The 17,493-nt window shown below is 66.0% G+C and carries 18 protein-coding genes and 1 pseudogene; 8 read left to right on the top strand and 11 right to left on the bottom strand.

The annotated features are described in order from the left end of the window. Positions 1 to 486: 486 nt before the first annotated feature. Entirely contained in the window at positions 487 to 1,140 is a 654-nt protein-coding gene (locus ACE10Z_RS27380) for a glutathione S-transferase family protein (RefSeq protein WP_375783540.1), read from the bottom strand. A gap of 478 nt (positions 1,141 to 1,618) precedes the next feature. Here ACE10Z_RS27380 and ACE10Z_RS27375 point away from each other — a divergent pair, with 478 nt between their 5' ends. Beyond that, on the top strand, positions 1,619 to 2,092 hold the full coding sequence (locus ACE10Z_RS27375) for a VOC family protein (RefSeq protein ID WP_375783539.1): 474 nt from the start codon (positions 1,619 to 1,621) through the stop codon (positions 2,090 to 2,092). Between the two features lie 187 nt (positions 2,093 to 2,279). After that, entirely contained in the window at positions 2,280 to 3,539 is a 1,260-nt protein-coding gene (locus ACE10Z_RS27370; RefSeq protein WP_375783538.1) for a serine hydrolase domain-containing protein, read from the top strand. Between the two features lie 131 nt (positions 3,540 to 3,670). Here the strand turns inward: ACE10Z_RS27370 and ACE10Z_RS27365 are convergent, their stop codons facing one another. From ACE10Z_RS27365 to ACE10Z_RS27350, 4 genes are all read right to left on the bottom strand, one after another. Next, positions 3,671 to 4,168, bottom strand: coding sequence for a peptide deformylase (locus ACE10Z_RS27365; RefSeq protein WP_375783537.1), 498 nt, complete (start codon positions 4,166 to 4,168; stop codon positions 3,671 to 3,673). Between the two features lie 69 nt (positions 4,169 to 4,237). Then, a complete protein-coding gene (locus ACE10Z_RS27360; protein ID WP_375783536.1) occupies positions 4,238 to 5,110 on the bottom strand; it encodes a GNAT family N-acetyltransferase in 873 nt (290 codons plus the stop codon). Positions 5,111 to 5,182: 72 nt separating this feature from the next. After that, positions 5,183 to 6,046, bottom strand: a complete 864-nt coding sequence (locus ACE10Z_RS27355; RefSeq protein ID WP_375783535.1) for a DMT family transporter — start codon at positions 6,044 to 6,046, stop codon at positions 5,183 to 5,185. Further along, positions 6,043 to 6,549: a MarR family winged helix-turn-helix transcriptional regulator gene (locus tag ACE10Z_RS27350; RefSeq protein ID WP_375783534.1), complete on the bottom strand. Its 507-nt coding sequence runs from the start codon at positions 6,547 to 6,549 to the stop codon at positions 6,043 to 6,045. Before ACE10Z_RS27350 ends, ACE10Z_RS27355 begins: the two co-directional genes overlap by 4 nt. A 222-nt stretch (positions 6,550 to 6,771) precedes the next feature. Here ACE10Z_RS27350 and ACE10Z_RS27345 point away from each other — a divergent pair, with 222 nt between their 5' ends. Next, positions 6,772 to 7,569, top strand: a complete 798-nt coding sequence (locus ACE10Z_RS27345) for a DUF899 domain-containing protein (RefSeq protein ID WP_375783533.1) — start codon at positions 6,772 to 6,774, stop codon at positions 7,567 to 7,569. A 113-nt stretch (positions 7,570 to 7,682) separates the two neighbouring features. On the opposite strand, the gene ACE10Z_RS27340 is transcribed toward ACE10Z_RS27345, so the two are convergent. Then, positions 7,683 to 8,585 (bottom strand): LysR family transcriptional regulator, encoded by a 903-nt coding sequence (locus ACE10Z_RS27340; RefSeq protein ID WP_375783532.1) that lies wholly within the window; start codon positions 8,583 to 8,585, stop codon positions 7,683 to 7,685. A gap of 99 nt (positions 8,586 to 8,684) precedes the next feature. Here ACE10Z_RS27340 and ACE10Z_RS27335 point away from each other — a divergent pair, with 99 nt between their 5' ends. Beyond that, entirely contained in the window at positions 8,685 to 9,242 is a 558-nt protein-coding gene (locus ACE10Z_RS27335) for a GNAT family N-acetyltransferase (protein ID WP_375783531.1), read from the top strand. Continuing rightward, positions 9,239 to 10,417, top strand: a complete 1,179-nt coding sequence (locus ACE10Z_RS27330; RefSeq protein WP_375783530.1) for an MFS transporter — start codon at positions 9,239 to 9,241, stop codon at positions 10,415 to 10,417. The genes ACE10Z_RS27335 and ACE10Z_RS27330 overlap by 4 nt, the downstream gene beginning before the upstream one ends. A 181-nt stretch (positions 10,418 to 10,598) precedes the next feature. Here ACE10Z_RS27330 and ACE10Z_RS27325 read toward each other — a convergent pair. Further along, positions 10,599 to 10,682: pseudogene (locus ACE10Z_RS27325) on the bottom strand (hypothetical protein); the annotation flags it as partial. A 65-nt stretch (positions 10,683 to 10,747) separates the two neighbouring features. After that, complete coding sequence (locus tag ACE10Z_RS27320) at positions 10,748 to 12,184, bottom strand: MFS transporter (protein WP_375783529.1); 1,437 nt, start codon at positions 12,182 to 12,184, stop codon at positions 10,748 to 10,750. 123 nt (positions 12,185 to 12,307) lie between these two features. Here ACE10Z_RS27320 and ACE10Z_RS27315 point away from each other — a divergent pair, with 123 nt between their 5' ends. Further along, positions 12,308 to 13,219, top strand: coding sequence for a LysR family transcriptional regulator (locus ACE10Z_RS27315; protein ID WP_375783528.1), 912 nt, complete (start codon positions 12,308 to 12,310; stop codon positions 13,217 to 13,219). 29 nt (positions 13,220 to 13,248) lie between these two features. Here the strand turns inward: ACE10Z_RS27315 and ACE10Z_RS27310 are convergent, their stop codons facing one another. After that, the gene (locus ACE10Z_RS27310; protein ID WP_375783527.1) at positions 13,249 to 14,160 is read right to left on the bottom strand and encodes a LysR family transcriptional regulator; all 912 of its coding nucleotides are present in this window, start codon (positions 14,158 to 14,160) and stop codon (positions 13,249 to 13,251) included. A 214-nt stretch (positions 14,161 to 14,374) separates the two neighbouring features. Between ACE10Z_RS27310 and ACE10Z_RS27305 the strand changes: the two genes are divergently transcribed. Next, the gene (locus ACE10Z_RS27305) at positions 14,375 to 15,892 is read left to right on the top strand and encodes an MFS transporter (RefSeq protein ID WP_375783526.1); all 1,518 of its coding nucleotides are present in this window, start codon (positions 14,375 to 14,377) and stop codon (positions 15,890 to 15,892) included. Between the two features lie 50 nt (positions 15,893 to 15,942). Here ACE10Z_RS27305 and ACE10Z_RS27300 read toward each other — a convergent pair whose 3' ends face one another. Together ACE10Z_RS27300 and ACE10Z_RS27295 are read right to left on the bottom strand one after the other, a co-directional pair. After that, positions 15,943 to 16,347, bottom strand: coding sequence for a cupin domain-containing protein (locus tag ACE10Z_RS27300; RefSeq protein ID WP_375789932.1), 405 nt, complete (start codon positions 16,345 to 16,347; stop codon positions 15,943 to 15,945). A gap of 101 nt (positions 16,348 to 16,448) precedes the next feature. Further along, complete coding sequence (locus ACE10Z_RS27295) at positions 16,449 to 16,850, bottom strand: Ohr family peroxiredoxin (protein ID WP_375783525.1); 402 nt, start codon at positions 16,848 to 16,850, stop codon at positions 16,449 to 16,451. 147 nt (positions 16,851 to 16,997) lie between these two features. On the opposite strand from ACE10Z_RS27295, the gene ACE10Z_RS27290 reads away from it, so the two are divergent. Next, positions 16,998 to 17,465 carry a MarR family winged helix-turn-helix transcriptional regulator gene (locus ACE10Z_RS27290; RefSeq protein ID WP_375783524.1) on the top strand — a complete coding sequence of 156 codons (468 nt, stop codon included), beginning with the start codon at positions 16,998 to 17,000 and terminating at the stop codon, positions 17,463 to 17,465. The last annotated feature ends 28 nt before the right edge of the window (positions 17,466 to 17,493 follow it).

The raw sequence follows: 17,493 nt of genomic DNA, 5'->3' as shown, positions 1-17,493 counted from the left end.
GAGGGCGGTGACAAAAAAGTCTGGTCTCGCCGGGGAGAGCACGAAGTAAGCCGCACAACCATCGCGCAGGGAAGGCCGGGATGTTCCCGGTTACACCTGTGGTCCTACCCCCGAGCTCTCTACCCATTGCTCGGGGCCCATGGGTGCGATCGGCACCCGGTCTTCCCTGCGCCCTCTGTTAGAAGCGAGGGCGAAACGAAGCGCAAAACTCGGACAGATCATGTCGCGAGATCGCGGATGTTCATGCTGTTTGAATCATGAATGCTACAACCTGGTGGCGGGGTGCTCGCGTCTGCAGAGCAGCAAGCGCGATCAATACGGACCCGGTTCGCAGGGGACATTGCTGCCGGTCCAGGGCGCCGTCGCGAACGAACCGACACGCGGCGCCGGGATGCAGGCGCGACCATCAACATAGACGGGCTCGGCCGGCGCGGCGGCATTGGCTTCGGCCACATGCCTGCAAACAGCGTCTGTTCCTGGCGCAACTCAGCCGGCCGAATGCTTACCCGTGTTAACCGCAAGCTGAGCCTCGAAAGCCCTCTTGTACGCCGGCCGCGCTTCGCCGCGAGCGACGTAGGCGGATAGATTCGGAAATTCGTCCAGGATGCCCGATAGCCTCAGCCTGAGCAGCACCGACACCATCATCAGGTCGCCCGCGCTGAACGCGCCGTCGAGCCAGTCGGCGTCGCCGAGGCGGGCGGCGAGTTGCCGGAGCCGATCGCGGACGCGATCCATGACCAGGGGCAGGCGCTCCCTGGTCCATGGCTTGTCGCTCTCCAGAATCCTGGCGGTTGCGAGTTCGAGGATCGGCGGTTCCACCGTGTTGACCGCGGCAAACATCCAGCTGATTGCGCGGGCGCGGGCGTTGGCATCGCCGGGCAGCAGGCCCGCATCACGCTCGGCGATATGGAGCACGATCGATCCAGTCTCGAACAGCGCGAGATCACCTTCCTCATAGGTCGGGATCTGGCCGAAGGGATGCAGCGCCAGATGTGCCGGCTGCTTCATCGCCTGGAACGAAACCAGACGAACCGCGTAAGGCTGGCCCACTTCTTCAAGCGCCCAGCGAACCCGCGTATCGCGCGCCAATCCCTTGCCGCCATCGGGGGACCGTTCGAAGGCGGTGATGGTCGGGGTCATCGTTACTCTCCGTGTCCTTGCGTCCCGAGGACGAACGCGCGGCGCGCGCCCCGACAGCCGATCCTGGAAGCTGCGTCCTTATTCTCAGGTGTCATCGCCCGGCTCGACCGGGCGATCCAGTACGCCGCGGCCTCTCGGCTCAAGCATAGGCGTCTCTGGAATACTGGATCACCCGCATGCGCGGGTGATGACACCGCGTGGTGTGACAACTTGAATCGAGAGCCATCCTCATCGTCGTCCTGGCGGAAGCCAGGACCCATTACCCCAAATGGCAGTTGCTATGCGACGCGGGGGCCTTGATCTCGTCCATAACCAAATTCGGCGGGTATGGGTCCTGGCTTGCGCCAGGACGACGGTGGTGCGTGGAGAGGCGGTGCTGTGACGACGGCACCCTGCAAAATTGTTTTCGTCAGCCTGTCCGCGCGCTGTCGGCTGGCGTCTTCGCCAATCGTCCTTCGCAAAAACCAGGAGACTGCAAATGACCGATCTCGTCACATGCCTTTGGTTCGATCAGGGCCAGGCGCGCGCAGCGGCGGAATTCTACGCCGCGACTTTTCCCAACAGCCATGTCGGTGCTGGCCACACGTCGCCGATACCGGGCATAGGGCAGGGCGATGAACTGACGGTTGAGTTCACCGTGCTCGGCCGCCGCTTCGTCGGGCTGAATGGCGGCTCCAACTACACGCCGAACGAGGCGGTCAGCTTCATGGTGCTCACCGACAGCCAGGACGAGACCGATCGTTACTGGAATGCGGTCACTGGCAATGGCGGCAAGGAATTGCCGTGCGGCTGGTGTCGGGATCGCTGGGGCTTTACCTGGCAGATCACGCCGCGGCGATTGCTCGAACTGGTCAATGGAGCCGATCGCGCGGCGGGACGGCGCGCGATGGAGGCGATGATGACGATGAAGAATATCGACATCGCCGCGATCGAGCGGGCGGCCGCGGCGTAATCCGCGCGCTGGAATGATTTGGCCCGGACTCGACAGTCATGTGTCCGATCAAGCTGGTCGTGCGGTCGCGCAACTATTCGTGCCGCGGCCTGCGCTCGCCGCGACGGTCACCCCGGCGCAAACGCGGGATGTGTCTCATGCGATCGCATGATACGAGATCCAGATCGCAGCTCTGGAGCCAGCCTTGATGTCCGTCGCAGCCGCCACCACTCAACAGAATCCCACTGCCGCCGAGTCCGATCCCGAGACGCTCGGCTGGATGCAGGGCTTTCCGCCGCCGCAGGACAAGACGATCACATTCCAGGACGGCTCGTTCCGCAGCTTCCCTGAGCTGCGCTGGGCCTGGAGCAACATCCGCCAGCTGGTGCCGACGGTGAATGTCTGGCGCGGCGCGGGGCCGGCGTCGGTGTTGCCGCGCGAGGATCATGACATCGGCACTTCCGCGTCGGTGACGATGGACGGCCGCCCGCAGACCTTCGCGCGCATGCTCGAGGAGAGCTATGCCGACGGCATCGCCGTGCTGCATCGGGGCAAGCTGATCTACGAGCGCTATTTCGGCGCCTTGAAGCCGCACAAGCCGCATATCGCGATGTCGGTGACGAAGTCGTTCACCGGCACGCTCGCCGGCATGCTGGTCGCCGAGGGCAAGATCGATCCGCAGGCACCGGTCACCGACTATGTGCCGGAGCTGAAGGCCAGCGCGTTCGGCGATGCGCGCGTGCACGAGGTGATGGATATGACCACGGCGCTCAAATACACCGAGGTCTATACCGACAGGAATTCCGACGTGTGGGGGCTGCGGCGCGCCAACGGCATGGCGCCGATCCCGCCGGGCTATGAGGGCGCGACCAACATCTTCGACTTCCTCTGCGCGCAGCAGAAGCAGGGCGAGCACGGCAAGGCCTTCGCCTACAAGACCGTCAACACCGATGTGCTGGCCTTCATCTGCCGGCGCGCCAGCGGCATGACGCTGTCGGACCTGCTGTCCGAGCGAATCTGGGCGCCGATGGGCGCAGAGGAGGACGCGCATTATCACGTCGACCGCATCGGCACCGAGAGCGGCGGCGGCGGGCTTTCGACGACGCTGCGCGATCTCGCCCGCTTCGGCGAGACGATCCGCAATCACGGCCGCTTCAACGGCCGGCAGATCGTGCCGTCCACTGTTGTCGAGGACATCGCGCGCGGCGGCGATCCCGAAAAATTCAAGCCGGCCGGCTACACCACCTTGCTAGGGGCCTCCTATCGCAATCAGTGGTGGGTGACGCACAATGCGCACGGCGCCTACATGGCGCGCGGCGTGCACGGCCAGGGCATCTATATCGATCCGAAAGCCGAGATGGTGATCGCGCGCTACGCCTCGCATCACGCCGCCGGTAACGCCGCCAACGACCCGGTGACGCTGCCGGCCTACATGGCGCTGGCGAAGGATTTGATGGCGGGAGGGTAGCGACGCAGGGAGCTTCGGTCAGTCGCGCAGGAGGACGTGTAGCCCGGATGAGCGAAGCGATATCCGGGGCTCTTCCATCCGCTCAGTACAGATTATCCCGCACGTCGCTTCGCTCATGCAGGCCACGAGGCTTAGCCCCGCGCGATCTTCTCATACCGCTTGATCAGCCGCTCCCGCTTCAGGCGGGACAGCCGCCTGATCCAGAGCACGCCGTCGAGCTGATCGATCTCGTGCTGATGGCACACCGCGCGCAGGCCGTCCGACTCCTCGGTCTGCATGTTGCCGTCGAGGTCCTGATAGCGGATGCGCACGCGCGCATGGCGCTCGACCTCGTCGGTGACGCCGGGCATCGAGACGCTGCCCTCCTTGTGCAGGATCATCTCCGGCGAGGTCCAGATGAGTTCCGGATTGACATAGGTCTGTGGACCTTCACTGGCGTCGAGTTCGAGTACCACGAGCCGCAGCGACACCCCGATATGCGGCGCGGTGATGCCGATGCCCGGCGCCGCATGCATGGTCTCCAGCAGGTCGGCCGCCAGTTCGCGCAGCGCGTCGTCGAACAGGTCGATCGGCTTAGCGGGGAGCGCGAGCCGCGGATCGGGATAGCGCACGATGGGGCGAATGGTCATGTCAGCGTCATAGGCCAGCGCAGGACGCCGGACAACACGCGCATGCAGATGCCGCGCTCGGCGGGCCGCTCAGAGATGCTTCTCGAAGAACAGATCGGGGTAGGGGTCGTCGTTGAAGCGCGGGATCTCGGTCCAGCCGCTTCGGCGGTAGAGCTGGCCGGCTTCCGCCAGCGCGCTGTTGGTGTCGAGCCGTAGCACAGCAATGCCGAGCTCGCGGGCGGCGCGCTCTGCCGCGTCCATCAGGCGGCGGCCGAGGCCGAGGCCACGCGCGGCTGGCGCGACCCAGAGCCGCTTGATCTCCGCGAACCCACTGCTGCTGCCCTTCAGCCCGACGCAGCCGATCGGCAGGCCGTCCGACATCGCCACGATGAAGCTGCCGCGCGGGCGCACCATGTCCTTGGCATCGGGATCGCGCGACAGCTTGACGTCAAAGCCCTGTTTGAAGCGCCGCGCGAGCTCGGCGTAATATTCGCCGAGGCAGTAGCGCGCTTCGTTGCTGCGCGGGTCCATCTCGTGCAGCGCCGTGCCGTCGCGTCCGAGCGCCGAGGCGATCAGATCCATCGCCGAAAGCAGCGCCTCGCGTTGGGTGTGGTGAGCGAGGAAGTCCTTGGCCTGCCGGTTGGAGATCGCCTCATAGGCGTTGAACTCGCGCTTGCCCGCCGCCGTCAGCCGCGCGATGCGCCGGCGCGCGTCGTCGCCATGCGCCGTGGTCTCGATCAGCCCTTCGTCCTCGAGGCTGCGCAGCAGGCGGCTCATCAGGCCGGAATCGAGGCCGAGATAATCCCTGATCTCGCCGACATCCGTGCACCCGTGCCCGACCGCGTTCAGCACGCGCGCCGCGCCGAGTGGCCGGCCGCGCCCGAGGAACGAGGTGTCGAGCGCGCCGACCGAGGAGGTCACGGCACGGTTGAAGCGGCGAACGCGGGAAACCGGATCGAGCATATCTCTGACTTTAGTCAGATATCGTGTCGACGTCAATTGCGATGGCTGCGCGGCCGGGCAGGCCAACTGAATTCAGGCCCGCGCCAGCACCAGCACATTGCCGGCAAGGATCGCGGCGGCGCCGGCGAGCACTGGCCAGCCCAGCGCGAGGTGCTCGAACAGCGCCGACAGCACGAGCGCAACGAGCGGCACCAGCGCAAGCGTATAGGCGGCGCGGCCGGGACCGAGCCGGCGCACCAGCTCGAAATAGAGCATGAAGGTGACGCAGGAGGCGGCGACGGCGAGATAGAGGAAGCTAGTCAAATAGGAGAGCGAGACGTCGGCGGCAAACGGCGTGCCGGTCGCGACCGCCCAGAGTGCGCTCGCCGCCGCGCCGATGAATGCGCCCCAGGCCAGCACGGAGACGACGGGCAGTCCGGCGCGCTGGTTGCGTGCGCCGACCGTCGTCCCGGCGCCGGTCGCGATTGCCGCTGCGAGCGCCCAGGCCAGACCGGCAAGCGGCGGCGCGGCGCCATGCGCGGTGGCGCCGGGCAGGAAGATGATCGCGAGGCCAAGGATGCCGCACAGCGCGCCCCATACAAGGCTCGGCGAGATCGGGACACCGAGTGCGGTCCGCGCGATCACAGCCGCGAACAGCGACGATGTCGACAGCACCAGCGCCGCAAGCCCGCTCGGCATGCGCGCGGTCGCTTCATAGAACGCGATGAAGGCAATGGCGAAGAATAGCAGGCCCTGCAACGCGACGGCCAGCCTGTCCTTGCGCGGGATCGTGAGCGGCACGCCGCGCAGCCAGCCGTAGCCGAGCAGGATGAGACCCGCGAGCACCATGCGCAGCGCGACCGACCACGGTGCGGGCGTGACGCCGGCCTGCATCGCGGTTGCCAGCGCGCCGCCGCCCCACAGCAGTGCGGTCAGCACGAACAGCACGGCCGTCATGGCGTTGCGGCGTCGTCGAGCAGCGCGCGCCAGCCGACGGCATCGATCCGCGCGCTTTCTCCTTCGAGCCGCGTGAGGGCGGAATCAAGTGATGTCCGTTCGCTGTCGGAGAGACGCGCAAGCAGCCGCGCCTCGATCGCGCTGCCCAATGTAGCGATGCGGTTGAACGCAGTTCGCCCGCTGCGAGTGATGCTCACAGCGGCGAAGCGGCGATCGGTCTTGCCCGGGCGCCGCACCGCGAAGCCGAGCTCTGTGAGCTGGCCGATGCCGCGGCTGACCGCAAATGGATCGAGCGCGCAGGCGCGGCCGATCTCGGAGGCGTTGGCCGCATCGCGCTCGGCGATCACGGCGAGGATACGCCAGCTCGCCTGGCTCAGTCCGAATGTCTCGCTGTAAAAACTCTCGAGCGGGCGGGCGACCTGCGCTGCGACCAGGAACAGGCGATAGGGCAGCCAGGTGCTGAGCTTCAGGCCATCGTCGGCCGCGGGAGCAGCTTGTTTCATGGGTCGAGAGGCTCGCACAGGTACTTGCAAAGTGCAAGCATATCTCAATGAACCAAGGAGGAGAAGCGATCGGAGCGCATGCGCGAAAATCCCGACACACTTGTCACTCCCACAATCCGTTGCCGCCGCGCCAGATTGCGGCATGGCCAATGACGAACGGCCTCGGCGCGGGAACTGTGCCGTCGCCGCGGAGTTCGCCCAATTCGAAAGATGGAGATCATCATGAGTAAATCGGCTGAAAACGGTGGCGGCGGACTGGCGGCAATGCAGACACCGGCCGTGGTGTCGCGGGAGGCGTGGGAAGCGGCGCGTCTGGCGATGCTGGTGAAGGAAAAGGCGCAGCTGCGGGCGCGCGACGCGCTTGCCGCCGAGCGGCGGCGGATGCCGTGGATGGCAGTCGAGAAGGCCTATGTCTTCGAGGGACCGAACGGCAAGGCGAGCCTGCTCGATCTGTTCGAGGGGCGCCGGCAGCTGATCATCTACCGCGCGTTCTTCGAGCCTGGCGTGTTCGGCTGGCCGGATCACGGTTGCCGCGGCTGCTCGCTCGGCGCCGATCAGGTCGGCCATCTCTCGCATCTGAACCAGCGCGACACCACGCTGGCCTACGCCTCGCGTGCGCCTCAGGCCGACATCGCGCGGCTGAAGGCGCGGATGGAGTGGGAGATGCCGTGGTACACGATCACCGACAGTTTCGATGCCGATTTCGGCGTCGCCGAATGGCATGGCCACAACGTGTTCGTCCGCGACGGCGAGCGGATCTTCCGCACCTATCTCGTCAACAGCCGCGGCGACGAGGCGATGGGCACGGTGTGGAGTTATCTCGACATCACGCCGTTCGGCCGCCAGGAGCTCTGGGAGGATTCGCCCAAGGGTTATCCGCAGGGCCCGACCTACAAATGGTGGAACTGGCACGACAATTACGATGCCGAAGCCGCGCCGAACGCGAAGTGGGCGGCCGTGACCGACGCCGGCGAAGCCGCGTTCCGCAAGATCGCGGAGCAGGAACGCAAGGCGACTTGACCGGGTGGAGCAGGGAGGACGCGCGCAGCGTCCTCCCTAGTAGGTGTGCTGAATGCGAAGTTCGTGCGATTTCGCGGCAGCCGCTTTCACGAACTTCGCATTCATAAAGCACACTAGCGGCCATCGTGCTTTGCGGTCGAGAGTGCCTTCAGCGCCGACAGCGTCTGCCGCAGGCCGCGGTCGAGGCGCTTGTCGCGGCGGATCACGACGGCGAGCCGGCGGTGGAGCTTCGGCGACAGCGACCGGACCATCAGGTCGCGCTGCTTGGTCTTGGCAGGCACCGCCATGCCGGGCAGGATCGCGCAGCCGAGACCGGCGCGCACCATCTCCTTGATCGCCTCGACGCTGCCGAGCGACATCAATGGCTTCAGCGACACGCCGCCCCGCGCCAACCACTCGTCGGCAGTGCGCCTCGTGTTGCCACCGGGTTCGAACAGCAGAACCGGCCTGGTCGCCAGCACCTCCGGCGTGATCCGCGCCGGCAGTTGCATGTCGTGCGGCGCGATCAGCACGAACTCGTCATTCATGACGGGGGTGATCTCAAAACTTCGCCCCGATACCGGCAGTGTGACCAGCCCGACGTCGATCGTGTTGTCCTCGACCGCCCGCGCGATCTCCGCGGTGTTGCCGGTTGTGACCGTGATCTCGAGCGAGGGCAGTGCGGCGCGCAGCTCCTTCAGGATCGGCGGCAGCAGGAAGATGCAGGCGGTCGCGCCGGTGCCGAGCCGCACGCGGCCTGCCGTTCCCGTGGTCTGCTGTGCAACGGCGTCGACCGCCGAGGTCACCGCCGCGCTGATCTGCTGCGCGTGCGAGAGCAAGGCGACGCCGGCGGCCGTTGGCCTCGCCCGTCGTCCGACCCGCTCGATCAAGGTCGCATTGAGGCTCTTCTCGAGCTGGCGCACCTGCAGGCTCACTGCAGGCTGGGTCAGCTGCAGCCGCTCGGCCGCGGCCGAGAAGCTGCCGTACTCGATCACGACGGCGAAGCTTTCGAGATAGTCGAGGTTGAGGTTCTTCATCAAAGCATCTCTTATGCTACGCATAAGGTGTCAAAGCTTCACTTATATAACGCGAAGGCGCATGCTCGGGCAATATTGACGGCTCGGGTGAGACACGGAATGGCGACAGGCAACAACGGCGTCGTCGTGCGCGACGCAGCGGACGACGATATGGCCGACGTGCAGGGCATCTACGCCCATCACGTGCTCAACGGACTGGCGACCTTCGAGGAGGTGCCGCCGACGGTGGACGAGATGCGCAGCCGCCGCAACACGGTGGTGGCGGCGGGGCTGCCATATCTCGTGGCTGTAGTTGACGGCCGGGTGGCCGGCTATTGCTATGCGACAGCGTACCGGCCGCGGCCGGCCTATCGCCACACCATCGAGGACTCGGTCTACGTATCCAACGGGCTGCACGGCCGCGGTATCGGCGTGGCGCTGCTTCAGGGCTTGATCGTGCGCGCCGAAGCGGGGCCGTGGCGGCAGATGCTGGCCGTAATCGGCAACAGCGGCAACGCCGGATCGATCGCGCTGCACCGTCGCATGGGCTTCGAGATGGTCGGGACGCTAAGATCGGTGGGCTTCAAGCTCGGGCAATGGGTCGACACCGTGCTGATGCAGCGGCCGCTCGGGCTGGGCGCCTCAACGCTTCCCGCGGAGACGGACTTGCCACGGTGATCGCCCGCCGCGTCGTGGCCGCCCTCGGGCTGGCTCAACTGATCTCGTGGGGCGCGACCTACTATTTGATCGGCGGCTTCGGCGAGCAGATGGCCGCAGATCTCGGCTGGGGGCGCGACATCGTCTACGGCGGATTCGCCGCGGCGCTGCTGGTGATGGGGGTGGCGTCACCGCTTGCGGGGAGATGGGTGGACAGAAGCGGTGGCCGTCAGGTTATGGTCGCAGGCGCCGTGATCAACGCGCTCGGCTGCGCCGGTCTCGCGGTCTCGCATCAGATCCCGACTTATTTCGCATCCTGGATCGTGCTTGGCCTCGGCATGCGGCTGACGCTGTACGATGCAGCGTTCGCAGCGCTGGCCCGGATCGGCGGACCGGAAGCGCGCCGCGCGATGTCCGGGATCACCTTGCTCGGTGGTTTGGCTGCAACCGTGTTCTGGCCGCTCGGTCATATGCTTTCGGAACAGTTCGGCTGGCGCATCGCCGTGCTGGTCTATGCCGGGCTCGCACTGCTGACGATCCCGCTGCATCTGCTGATCCCGAACAAGCGGTTTGCCGTCGTGTCGGGTTCGGCTGCGCCGGCATCCAAGCAACCGCGCGCCGCCGGCGGCCGGCAGCTTGCGGCAGCCGGCGGGCTCTACGCCGTGATCATGACCGGCGCCAACTTCCTGAATGCCGGCATGTCCGCGCATATGATCGCGGTGCTCGCCGGGCTCGGGCTGACCGTCACCGTGGCGGTATGGATCGCAACGCTCCGGGGCATTGGGCAATCCGCCGCGCGTCTCTGCGAGGTGCTGTTCGGTGCACGGCTCGATCCGCTTGCGCTCAATCTGATAGCCTGCCTGATCATGCCGCTGTCGTTCATCGCGGGCCTGTCCAGCGGGTCGTCGAAGGAGATGGGGATTGCCTTCGCGCTGCTCTACGGCGCCTGCAACGGCATTCTGACCATCACCAGGGGAACGCTGCCGCTGATCCTGTTCGATCATCGCAGCTACGGCACGCTGGTCGGCCGGCTCATTGTTCCGAGCTTCATCCTGCCCGCGGCGGCGCCGCTGGTCTATGCAATCGTGATCGACCAGTACGGCGATGCCAGTGCGCTCTATCTTTCCACCGGCCTTGCCGTGATGACGTTGCTCGCAGCCGCGATGCTGAAGGCGATGTTCCCCAGAACGTCCTGAGCCCAAGGACTCGCTGCGGTGAGCGGCGCAAGTTATCCTGTTGCAAAACCAGATAAGGGAGGAAGAAGAACATGGTGCCGTCGACCAAGACCCGCGTCGTTGCGTTGGTCCTTGCCGCGTTGCTGTCCTGTGCCGGAGGCACCTGACCAACCAGCGTCAGCATGTCGGGCGCCAGCCGCGCCGCGAGCATGGCGTCGGGATCGAGACCGCGTTCGCGGGCGTGGGCCTCGCCCCTGCGCAGGAGATCGGCAAGCGCGTCGAGCATGTGCCGGAACACCGGAACCGAGGCGTCGTTCAACGGGGCGTTCATGGAATTGTCCTCGTCTCACCTCAAGCCGAAGGCTCGCGCGGCAGCCACAGCGATAGCCAGCCGCCGAGCGCCAGCAGCGCGACATTGCAGCCGAGCGCGACCGTAAAGGCGTGTGCATAGTCGTCGGCTTCCGGATGCGGTCCCAGCAGGCTGTAGAAGACGCCGCCGATGATTGCGACGCCGAGTGCGGCGCCGATCTGGAACGTCGAGATCATCATCCCCGATGCCAGCCCGGCGTGACGCGGATCGATGCTGCCGATCACGGCCTTGATGACCGACGGCATCACGGTGCCGAAGCCGAGCCCGCCGCAGATCAGGCCGAATTCAATGCTTTGTGGCAGCGTGCCGCTGACCGACAGCATCACGACACCGAAGCCGATGACCTGGAGCGCGAAGCCCAGCGTCAGCGTGCGCGCGCCGAGCCATTGCATCACCGGCGACGACACCAGCGAACTGACGAAGAAGCCGGTGGCAAAGGGCAGGGTGGCGAGGCCGGCCGCCAGCGGCGACAGATGCAGCCCGCTTTGCAGATAGACCGCAAAGGTGAGGTAGAACGACGACAGCATGTAGAAGGCGAGCGCCATCACCAGCCCGATGACGAAATCGCTGTTGCGCAGCAGATACAGCGCGACCAGCGGATCACCGCCGCGGGCATTTAGGCGCGCCTCGAAGCGGACGAAGGCGGCGAGCATCAGCGGAGAGGCCAGCAGCATCGCGACGATCCAGGCCGGCCAGCCGGATTCCCGGCCCTCGATCAGCGGATAGACCAGGAAGCCGAGCGTAAGCGACAGCAGGATGACGCCGCCGATGTCGAGCCGCTGCGCATGCTCGGCACGCGAGTCGGTCAGGTACAGCAATCCGCCGATGAAAGCCGTGAGGCCGATCGGCACATTGATCAGGAAGATCGCCTGCCAGGCCAGTCCGAGCGGATGGGCCGAGACCAGGACGCCGCCGAGCACCTGGCCGCAGATGTTGGCAAGACCAAACGTCGCGCCGTAGAAGCCGAGCGCGCGGCCCTGTTCGGCCGCCGGAAACAGCACGCGGATCGAGGCGAGCACCTGCGGCGCCATCACGGTGGCGGTGAGGCCCTGCAGGATCCGTCCGGCGACCAGCATGTCCGGCGACCACGCAACGCCGCACAGCACGGATGCGATCGTGAAACCGGCGACGCCGGTCAGGAACATGCGCCGGCGGCCGAGCAGGTCGCCGAGCCGGCCGCCCGTGATCAGGAAGACCGCGTAGGTCGCGGCATAGGCCGAGATCACGAACTGCACCTGACTCGGGGTCGCGCCGAGATTGTCGCGAATGGCCGGCAGCGCGAGGTTGACGACGTTGAAGTCGAGGATCGGCAGGAAGGCGCCGGTGAGCAGCACGGGCAGCGCCAGCCATCGCCGCGGGTCGACCGTAGTCGGCCGCGCGTCGTGCAATTGCAACGTATCAGTGGTCTCGCTTGTCACCTGCCGACTCCCCTGCGTCGCCGGCGCGTCGCAAGGAATGCGCCCGTCGGCCGAACTTTCGGGAAGATGGCCTGTCTGTTTATGATAAGGTATTCGCCAACTCTGCGAACCGAGTTTGCAAAAATGCACAGCCCGCTCGACTGGAATGATCTCCGCCTTGTCCTCGCGGTCGCGCGGGAGGGCAGCCTGTCCGGGGCGGCGCGCAGACTGGGCGTGACGCATTCGACGGTGTTTCGCCGTCTCGGCACGGTCGAAGCAGCGATCGGAACGCGGCTGTTCGAGCGCTTCCGCGATGGTTACGCGCCGACCCCGGCCGGCGAGACCGCGGCGGCTTCGGCGGCCCGGCTCGAGGATGAAGTGCTCGCACTCGAGCGCAAGCTCACGGGACAGGACTTGAGGCCATCAGGCCCGGTCCGGATCACAACGACGGATACGCTCGGCGCAGTGCTGGTGCGGCATCTGCCCGCGATGCGCGCTGCGCATCCGGAGATCCAGCCGGAAATCATCATCTCGAATGCGATGGCGAACCTGACGCGCCGCGAGGCCGAGATCGCGATCCGGCCGACGCCGGCACCGTCCGAACTGCTGGTCGGGCGGCGCGTTGCCGATATTGCCCATGCGGTCTACGGATCGCGGGCCTATCTCGCCCGGCGTCACGACAAGGATCTGTCGACACACGACTGGGTCGGGCTCGACGATGCGCTGGCGGGAACCGTCATCGCCGGCTGGATGCGCGAGAGCGTGCGTTCGGCGCGCATCGCCTGCCGTGTCGATGCGCTCCCGGCGCTGCGCGATGCCGCGGCTGCGGGGCTGGGGCTTGCGTTGCTTCCCTGCTATGTCGGCGATCTCGCGCCCGCGCTGCGCCGCCTGACGCCCAAGGCGCTCGCCGCGCCGCGCTCGGCGCTGTGGCTGTTGACGCATGACGATCTCAAGCGCACCGCGCGCATCCGCGCCACGCTCGATTTTCTGGCCAAGGCGCTCGCCTCGGAGCGCGCGCTGTTCGAGGGAAGGCGAGCCGGCCGCGCGCGGCGCTAGCCGGCAAGCATTATCGGGCCGTCGATCGGTCAGGACCCGAGCGCCGTGGTGACCGTTCGCGTGCTGCTCGCAGCGCTGCCTGCGCTCACGGGCGGACGATGATGCTCGCGAAAGGCGCTTGCCAGCGTTTTCAGCGCCGCACGTGATCTTGCGTCCGACAAGGTCGACAACAGCACAATTTCGGACGCCGGCAGTGCGGGGAGGCCGAACTTCTTGCTCACCTCGATCGTACCGGGCGGGGCAACGCGGCATGAGAATACCGAGATGGCGAGGCCGGCCGAGACCGCTTCGGCGACGGCGAAGGCGCCGCAACCAAGGAAGGTCTCTGTCCACGGAAGTCCCGCCGCGTCGAGCGCATGCGTGGCGGTGTTGAGGATGCCGCAGGACGGTGATGAGGCAGCCAATCGAAACGGCTCTCCGGCGCGATGGACGAAATCCGGCGTGGCGAACCAGCCGAAATGGTCCGGTCCCAGAACGTCGCCGTCGCGCCGGTCGTCCTCCCGAAACACGATCACGGCGTCAACGGCTCCACGATCGAAGGAACTGAGCAGGTCGCGGGCATCGTCGAGCCGCACCTCGATCGTCAGTGCCGGGTCATGCGCATTCAGCCGAGCCAGCAGGGTGGGAAGCTCGGGCGCCCCGACATGGGTTGCGATTCCCAGCGAGAAACGGCGTCGCGCTGACGACAATCCGGCGACCGCGCGGTCGTGCGCGGCAAGGAACGCGCGAGCTGATTCGAGAAACACCGCGCCCTGCGCCGACAGGCGCACCAGCCGCGGCGTTCGCTCGACAAGTTTCTGGCCGACCCGGTCCTCAAGCCGTTTCAACTTCACGCTGATCGCGCCTTGCGTGGTGCCGAGCGCGGCGGCTGCACGGGTGAAGCTCTGCAGATCGGCAATCGTCACGAACGCCTTGACGGCATCGACATCGAGCGTGGTCATGTCAGTCATCCGGAATTGTTGTCTCTGAAATATCTAGTCATCCAATTCACCAATGCTCAAGCCGTGACTAGCTTTTGGCTGTGAAGCGCCGCGGCCACCCGATTCCCGCCGCTGCTGCCTCAATACATCGTGAGTCGATCGACCGACGCTGCTGCCAGCACCCTGGCAACAGCGTGCGGTATGCCGTTGGCTCGCCACAACAAAAGGCCTGATCATGTCCACTGAACTGAGCCGCCGCGGCGCTGTCGTGTTGTCCGCCGTATGTCTTGCCTGCCTGATGTTTGGACTGGAGATATCCAGCATTCCCGCGATCCTGCCGACGCTGGAGCGGGTGCTGCATGCCGACTTCAAGGCGCTGCAATGGATCATGAACGCCTACACCATCGCGGTGACCACGGTGCTGATGGCGATCGGGACGGTGGCGGACCGCTACGGGCGCAAGCGCATCTTCCTGGTCGCGATCGCGGCGTTCGGCATCACCTCGCTGATCTGCGGCGTCGCCCAGAGCGTCGAGATGCTGATCGTCGCCCGGTTGCTGCAGGGGCTCAGCGGCGGCGCGCTGTTGATCTGCCAGATCGCGGTGCTGTCGCACGAATTCCAGGGCGGCCGGGTGCGCGCCGTCGCCTGGGGTTGGTGGGGCGTGATCTTCGGCATTGGTCTCGGCTTCGGGCCGATCATCGGCGGTGCTGTGGTCGCGCTGCTGAGCTGGGAATGGGTATTCCTCGTCCACGTGCTGTTCGCAGCCGTCGCGTTCGTGCTCACGATCGGCGGCGTGCATGAATCGAAAGACCCGAAGGCGAGCAGCCTCGACGTCGCTGGCATCGTGACGATGTCGCTCGCGGTGTTCTGCCTCGCCTTCTACATCACGCAGGGGCCGGATCTCGGCTTTGTCAGCCCGAAGGGGCTTGCGATCCTCGGCGTTTCCGCGCTGAGCTTCATCGCGTTCCTCGTTGCCGAGAGAAGCAGCCGGCGACCGATGTTCGACTTCTCGGTGTTTCGGATCCCCGCTTTCTCCGGTTCGATCGTCGGCTCGGCCGCGATGAACCTCAGCTACTGGCCGTTCATGATCTATCTGCCGATCTGGTTTCACGCCGGCCTTGGCTATGACAGCGTGTCCGCCGGCCTTGCGTTGCTCGCCTACACGCTGCCGACGTTGGTGATGCCGCCCTTCGCCGAGCGCCTGTCGTTGCGCTATCAGCCGGGCCTGATCATCCCGGCCGGCCTGTTCACCATCGGCATTGGATTCATGTTGATGAAGTTCGGCAGCACCGCCGCACAGCCCGACTGGCTGACGATGCTGCCGGGCTGCTTGATCGCCGGCATTGGCCTCGGCATCACCAACACGCCGGTGACCAACACGACGACGGGCTCGGTCTCGAGCGACCGCGCCGGCATGGCCTCCGGCATCGACATGAGCGCGCGGATGGTCTCGCTTTCGGTCAACATCGCCCTGATGGGTTTCATCCTGGCGAGCGGCGTGCTGGCGCATCTGAAGGCCGTGCTGCCTGCGCTTGACGGCGCGGAGCTCCGCAGCATCGCGGAACGGATCGCGGCAGGCGACGCCGCATCCGCGCCGGAGCTGACCGGCCCTGTCGTGCATCAGGCGCTGGCGAGCGGCTTTGGCTGGGTGATGCTCTATGGCGGCATCGGCGTCTGGATCATGGCCGCTATCAGCTTCCTGATCTTCAACGCGCGGCCGGTGCGGCAGGCCGAAGTTCAGTGCACCAAGTGAACCTGATGTCGCCGCGGCCGCCCCGGAACAGGGCGGGCAGGCGGCATCGGTCACTTCACGAGGGTCAGCAGCGACTTGTCTTTCTCGACGATATAGGTCGCGAGCTCGCTGGCGGTGACGCTACCGATGTTCCTTGCCGCATGGATCGTGCCTGCGGGGATGAACAGCACGTCGCCCGCCTTCAGCGTTGCCGGCGGTCTGCCGTCGACATCGTATTCGAGCGTCCCGGCGAGCACATAGATGATCTCTTCGCCGGGATGCGTATGGCGGTCGAATGCCTTGCCGGACGCGATGTCGACACGCACCTGCACGGCTTCGCGTCCGGGAGCGCTGAGGTCATGGCGCTGCAGGTCGGTTCGCGTGAACCCGGCCGGCTGCTGCGCCTGGGCCGTCGGTATCGTCAGGAAACTTCCGGCGATCAGGGCCGCTCTTGCGAGCAGGCGCGTCGCCCTCATCAGCTTGCTGGTCATTTTGAACTCCGGGGTTTGTCGTCTGGTCCTTCCGACCGCGAACCGGCAAGGCGCCGGCCCGCGTCGGAGGTCGTCATCCGCCTGTCTCAAACGAGGCTGGTGGTGACGTCGATGTTGCCGTGGACTGCCTTGGAGTAAGGGCAGATGCCGTGCGCGGCTTCGATCAGCTCCTGGGCAACCTCGCGCTCGACGCCGGGAACATGGACGTTGAGGCGCGCGCTCAGGAAGAAGGCGCTGCCAGCCTGGTTCAGATCGATCTCGGCGTCGACCTCGGGCTCGCTCGGGAGCTTGACCTTGCGCTGTCCGGCGGCGAGCTGGATCGCGCCGATGTAGCAGGCCGACCAGGCGGCGGCGAACAGGTTTTCGGCGGCCGGGTGCGGCTGCGGCAGCTTGACGTCGAGGAAGCCGTCGCGCGAGTGGGCGGCGCCGTTCGGGCCGGCGGTAACGTGGGTCTTTCCGGTGACGAGAACCTTTGCATTGGCGGTCATGGCGAGCTCCTTTGGTTGGATATTGATCGTATCCGATCTAATCGGATGCGAGTTGAAATAGTCCCGGGAATGGAGCGTGTCAAGCACTTCCGATTTAATCGGATACGATATATATTGGGCGCGACTTCACAAGCTCCGGAGAAGCCCGTGACCCGTACCGCCAAGGCCGAGACCAAAGGCCGAAAACTATCGAATTTTCTGTGCTTTGCGGTCTATTCGGCCAATCTGGCCTTTGGCCGCGCCTACAAGCCGATCCTCGACGCCGTCGGCCTGACCTACACCCAGTACATTGCCATGATCGCGCTGTCGGAGGGCGACGAGCAGACCGTCAGCGAACTCGGCGAGAAGCTGTTTCTGGAATCCAACACGCTGACGCCGATCCTCAAGAAGCTGGAGCAGAGCGGCTATATCAGCCGCGCCCGCGACCCCGCCGACGAGCGGCAGGTGCGGGTGAGCCTGACGGCGGCGGGGCGGCGTTTGCTCGACAAGGAGATCAACGCGTCGCTGGTCGATGCCACCGGGCTCGGAGACGAATTTCCGATCGTGCAGAAGAGCGTGGTCAGGCTGCGCGACAATCTGCTGCACCACACGCGCGGCGATTCGAAGAAGGGCTGATGCTGCTGCGGCGGCACGTCGGTGCACG

Source organism: Bradyrhizobium sp. Pha-3, assembly GCF_042258615.1.
In the GTDB taxonomy this organism is placed as follows: domain Bacteria; phylum Pseudomonadota; class Alphaproteobacteria; order Rhizobiales; family Xanthobacteraceae; genus Bradyrhizobium.
This window is presented reverse-complemented; position numbering and strand designations above follow the sequence as displayed.

Bases quoted from the DNA above. Each gene is read 5' to 3' on its own strand.
- ACE10Z_RS27365 (WP_375783537.1), bottom strand. From the start codon at position 4,168: ATGACCATTCGCCCCATCGTGCGCTATCCCGATCCGCGGCTCGCGCTC.
- ACE10Z_RS27370 (WP_375783538.1), top strand. From the start codon at position 2,280: ATGTCCGTCGCAGCCGCCACCACTCAACAGAATCCCACTGCCGCCGAG.
- ACE10Z_RS27335 (WP_375783531.1), top strand. From the start codon at position 8,685: ATGGCGACAGGCAACAACGGCGTCGTCGTGCGCGACGCAGCGGACGAC.
- ACE10Z_RS27305 (WP_375783526.1), top strand. From the start codon at position 14,375: ATGTCCACTGAACTGAGCCGCCGCGGCGCTGTCGTGTTGTCCGCCGTA.
- ACE10Z_RS27295 (WP_375783525.1), bottom strand. From the start codon at position 16,850: ATGACCGCCAATGCAAAGGTTCTCGTCACCGGAAAGACCCACGTTACC.
- ACE10Z_RS27345 (WP_375783533.1), top strand. From the start codon at position 6,772: ATGAGTAAATCGGCTGAAAACGGTGGCGGCGGACTGGCGGCAATGCAG.
- ACE10Z_RS27375 (WP_375783539.1), top strand. From the start codon at position 1,619: ATGACCGATCTCGTCACATGCCTTTGGTTCGATCAGGGCCAGGCGCGC.
- ACE10Z_RS27380 (WP_375783540.1), bottom strand. From the start codon at position 1,140: ATGACCCCGACCATCACCGCCTTCGAACGGTCCCCCGATGGCGGCAAG.
- ACE10Z_RS27310 (WP_375783527.1), bottom strand. From the start codon at position 14,160: ATGACCACGCTCGATGTCGATGCCGTCAAGGCGTTCGTGACGATTGCC.
- ACE10Z_RS27340 (WP_375783532.1), bottom strand. From the start codon at position 8,585: ATGAAGAACCTCAACCTCGACTATCTCGAAAGCTTCGCCGTCGTGATC.
- ACE10Z_RS27360 (WP_375783536.1), bottom strand. From the start codon at position 5,110: ATGCTCGATCCGGTTTCCCGCGTTCGCCGCTTCAACCGTGCCGTGACC.
- ACE10Z_RS27355 (WP_375783535.1), bottom strand. From the start codon at position 6,046: ATGACGGCCGTGCTGTTCGTGCTGACCGCACTGCTGTGGGGCGGCGGC.
- ACE10Z_RS27315 (WP_375783528.1), top strand. From the start codon at position 12,308: ATGCACAGCCCGCTCGACTGGAATGATCTCCGCCTTGTCCTCGCGGTC.
- ACE10Z_RS27300 (WP_375789932.1), bottom strand. From the start codon at position 16,347: ATGAGGGCGACGCGCCTGCTCGCAAGAGCGGCCCTGATCGCCGGAAGT.
- ACE10Z_RS27350 (WP_375783534.1), bottom strand. From the start codon at position 6,549: ATGAAACAAGCTGCTCCCGCGGCCGACGATGGCCTGAAGCTCAGCACC.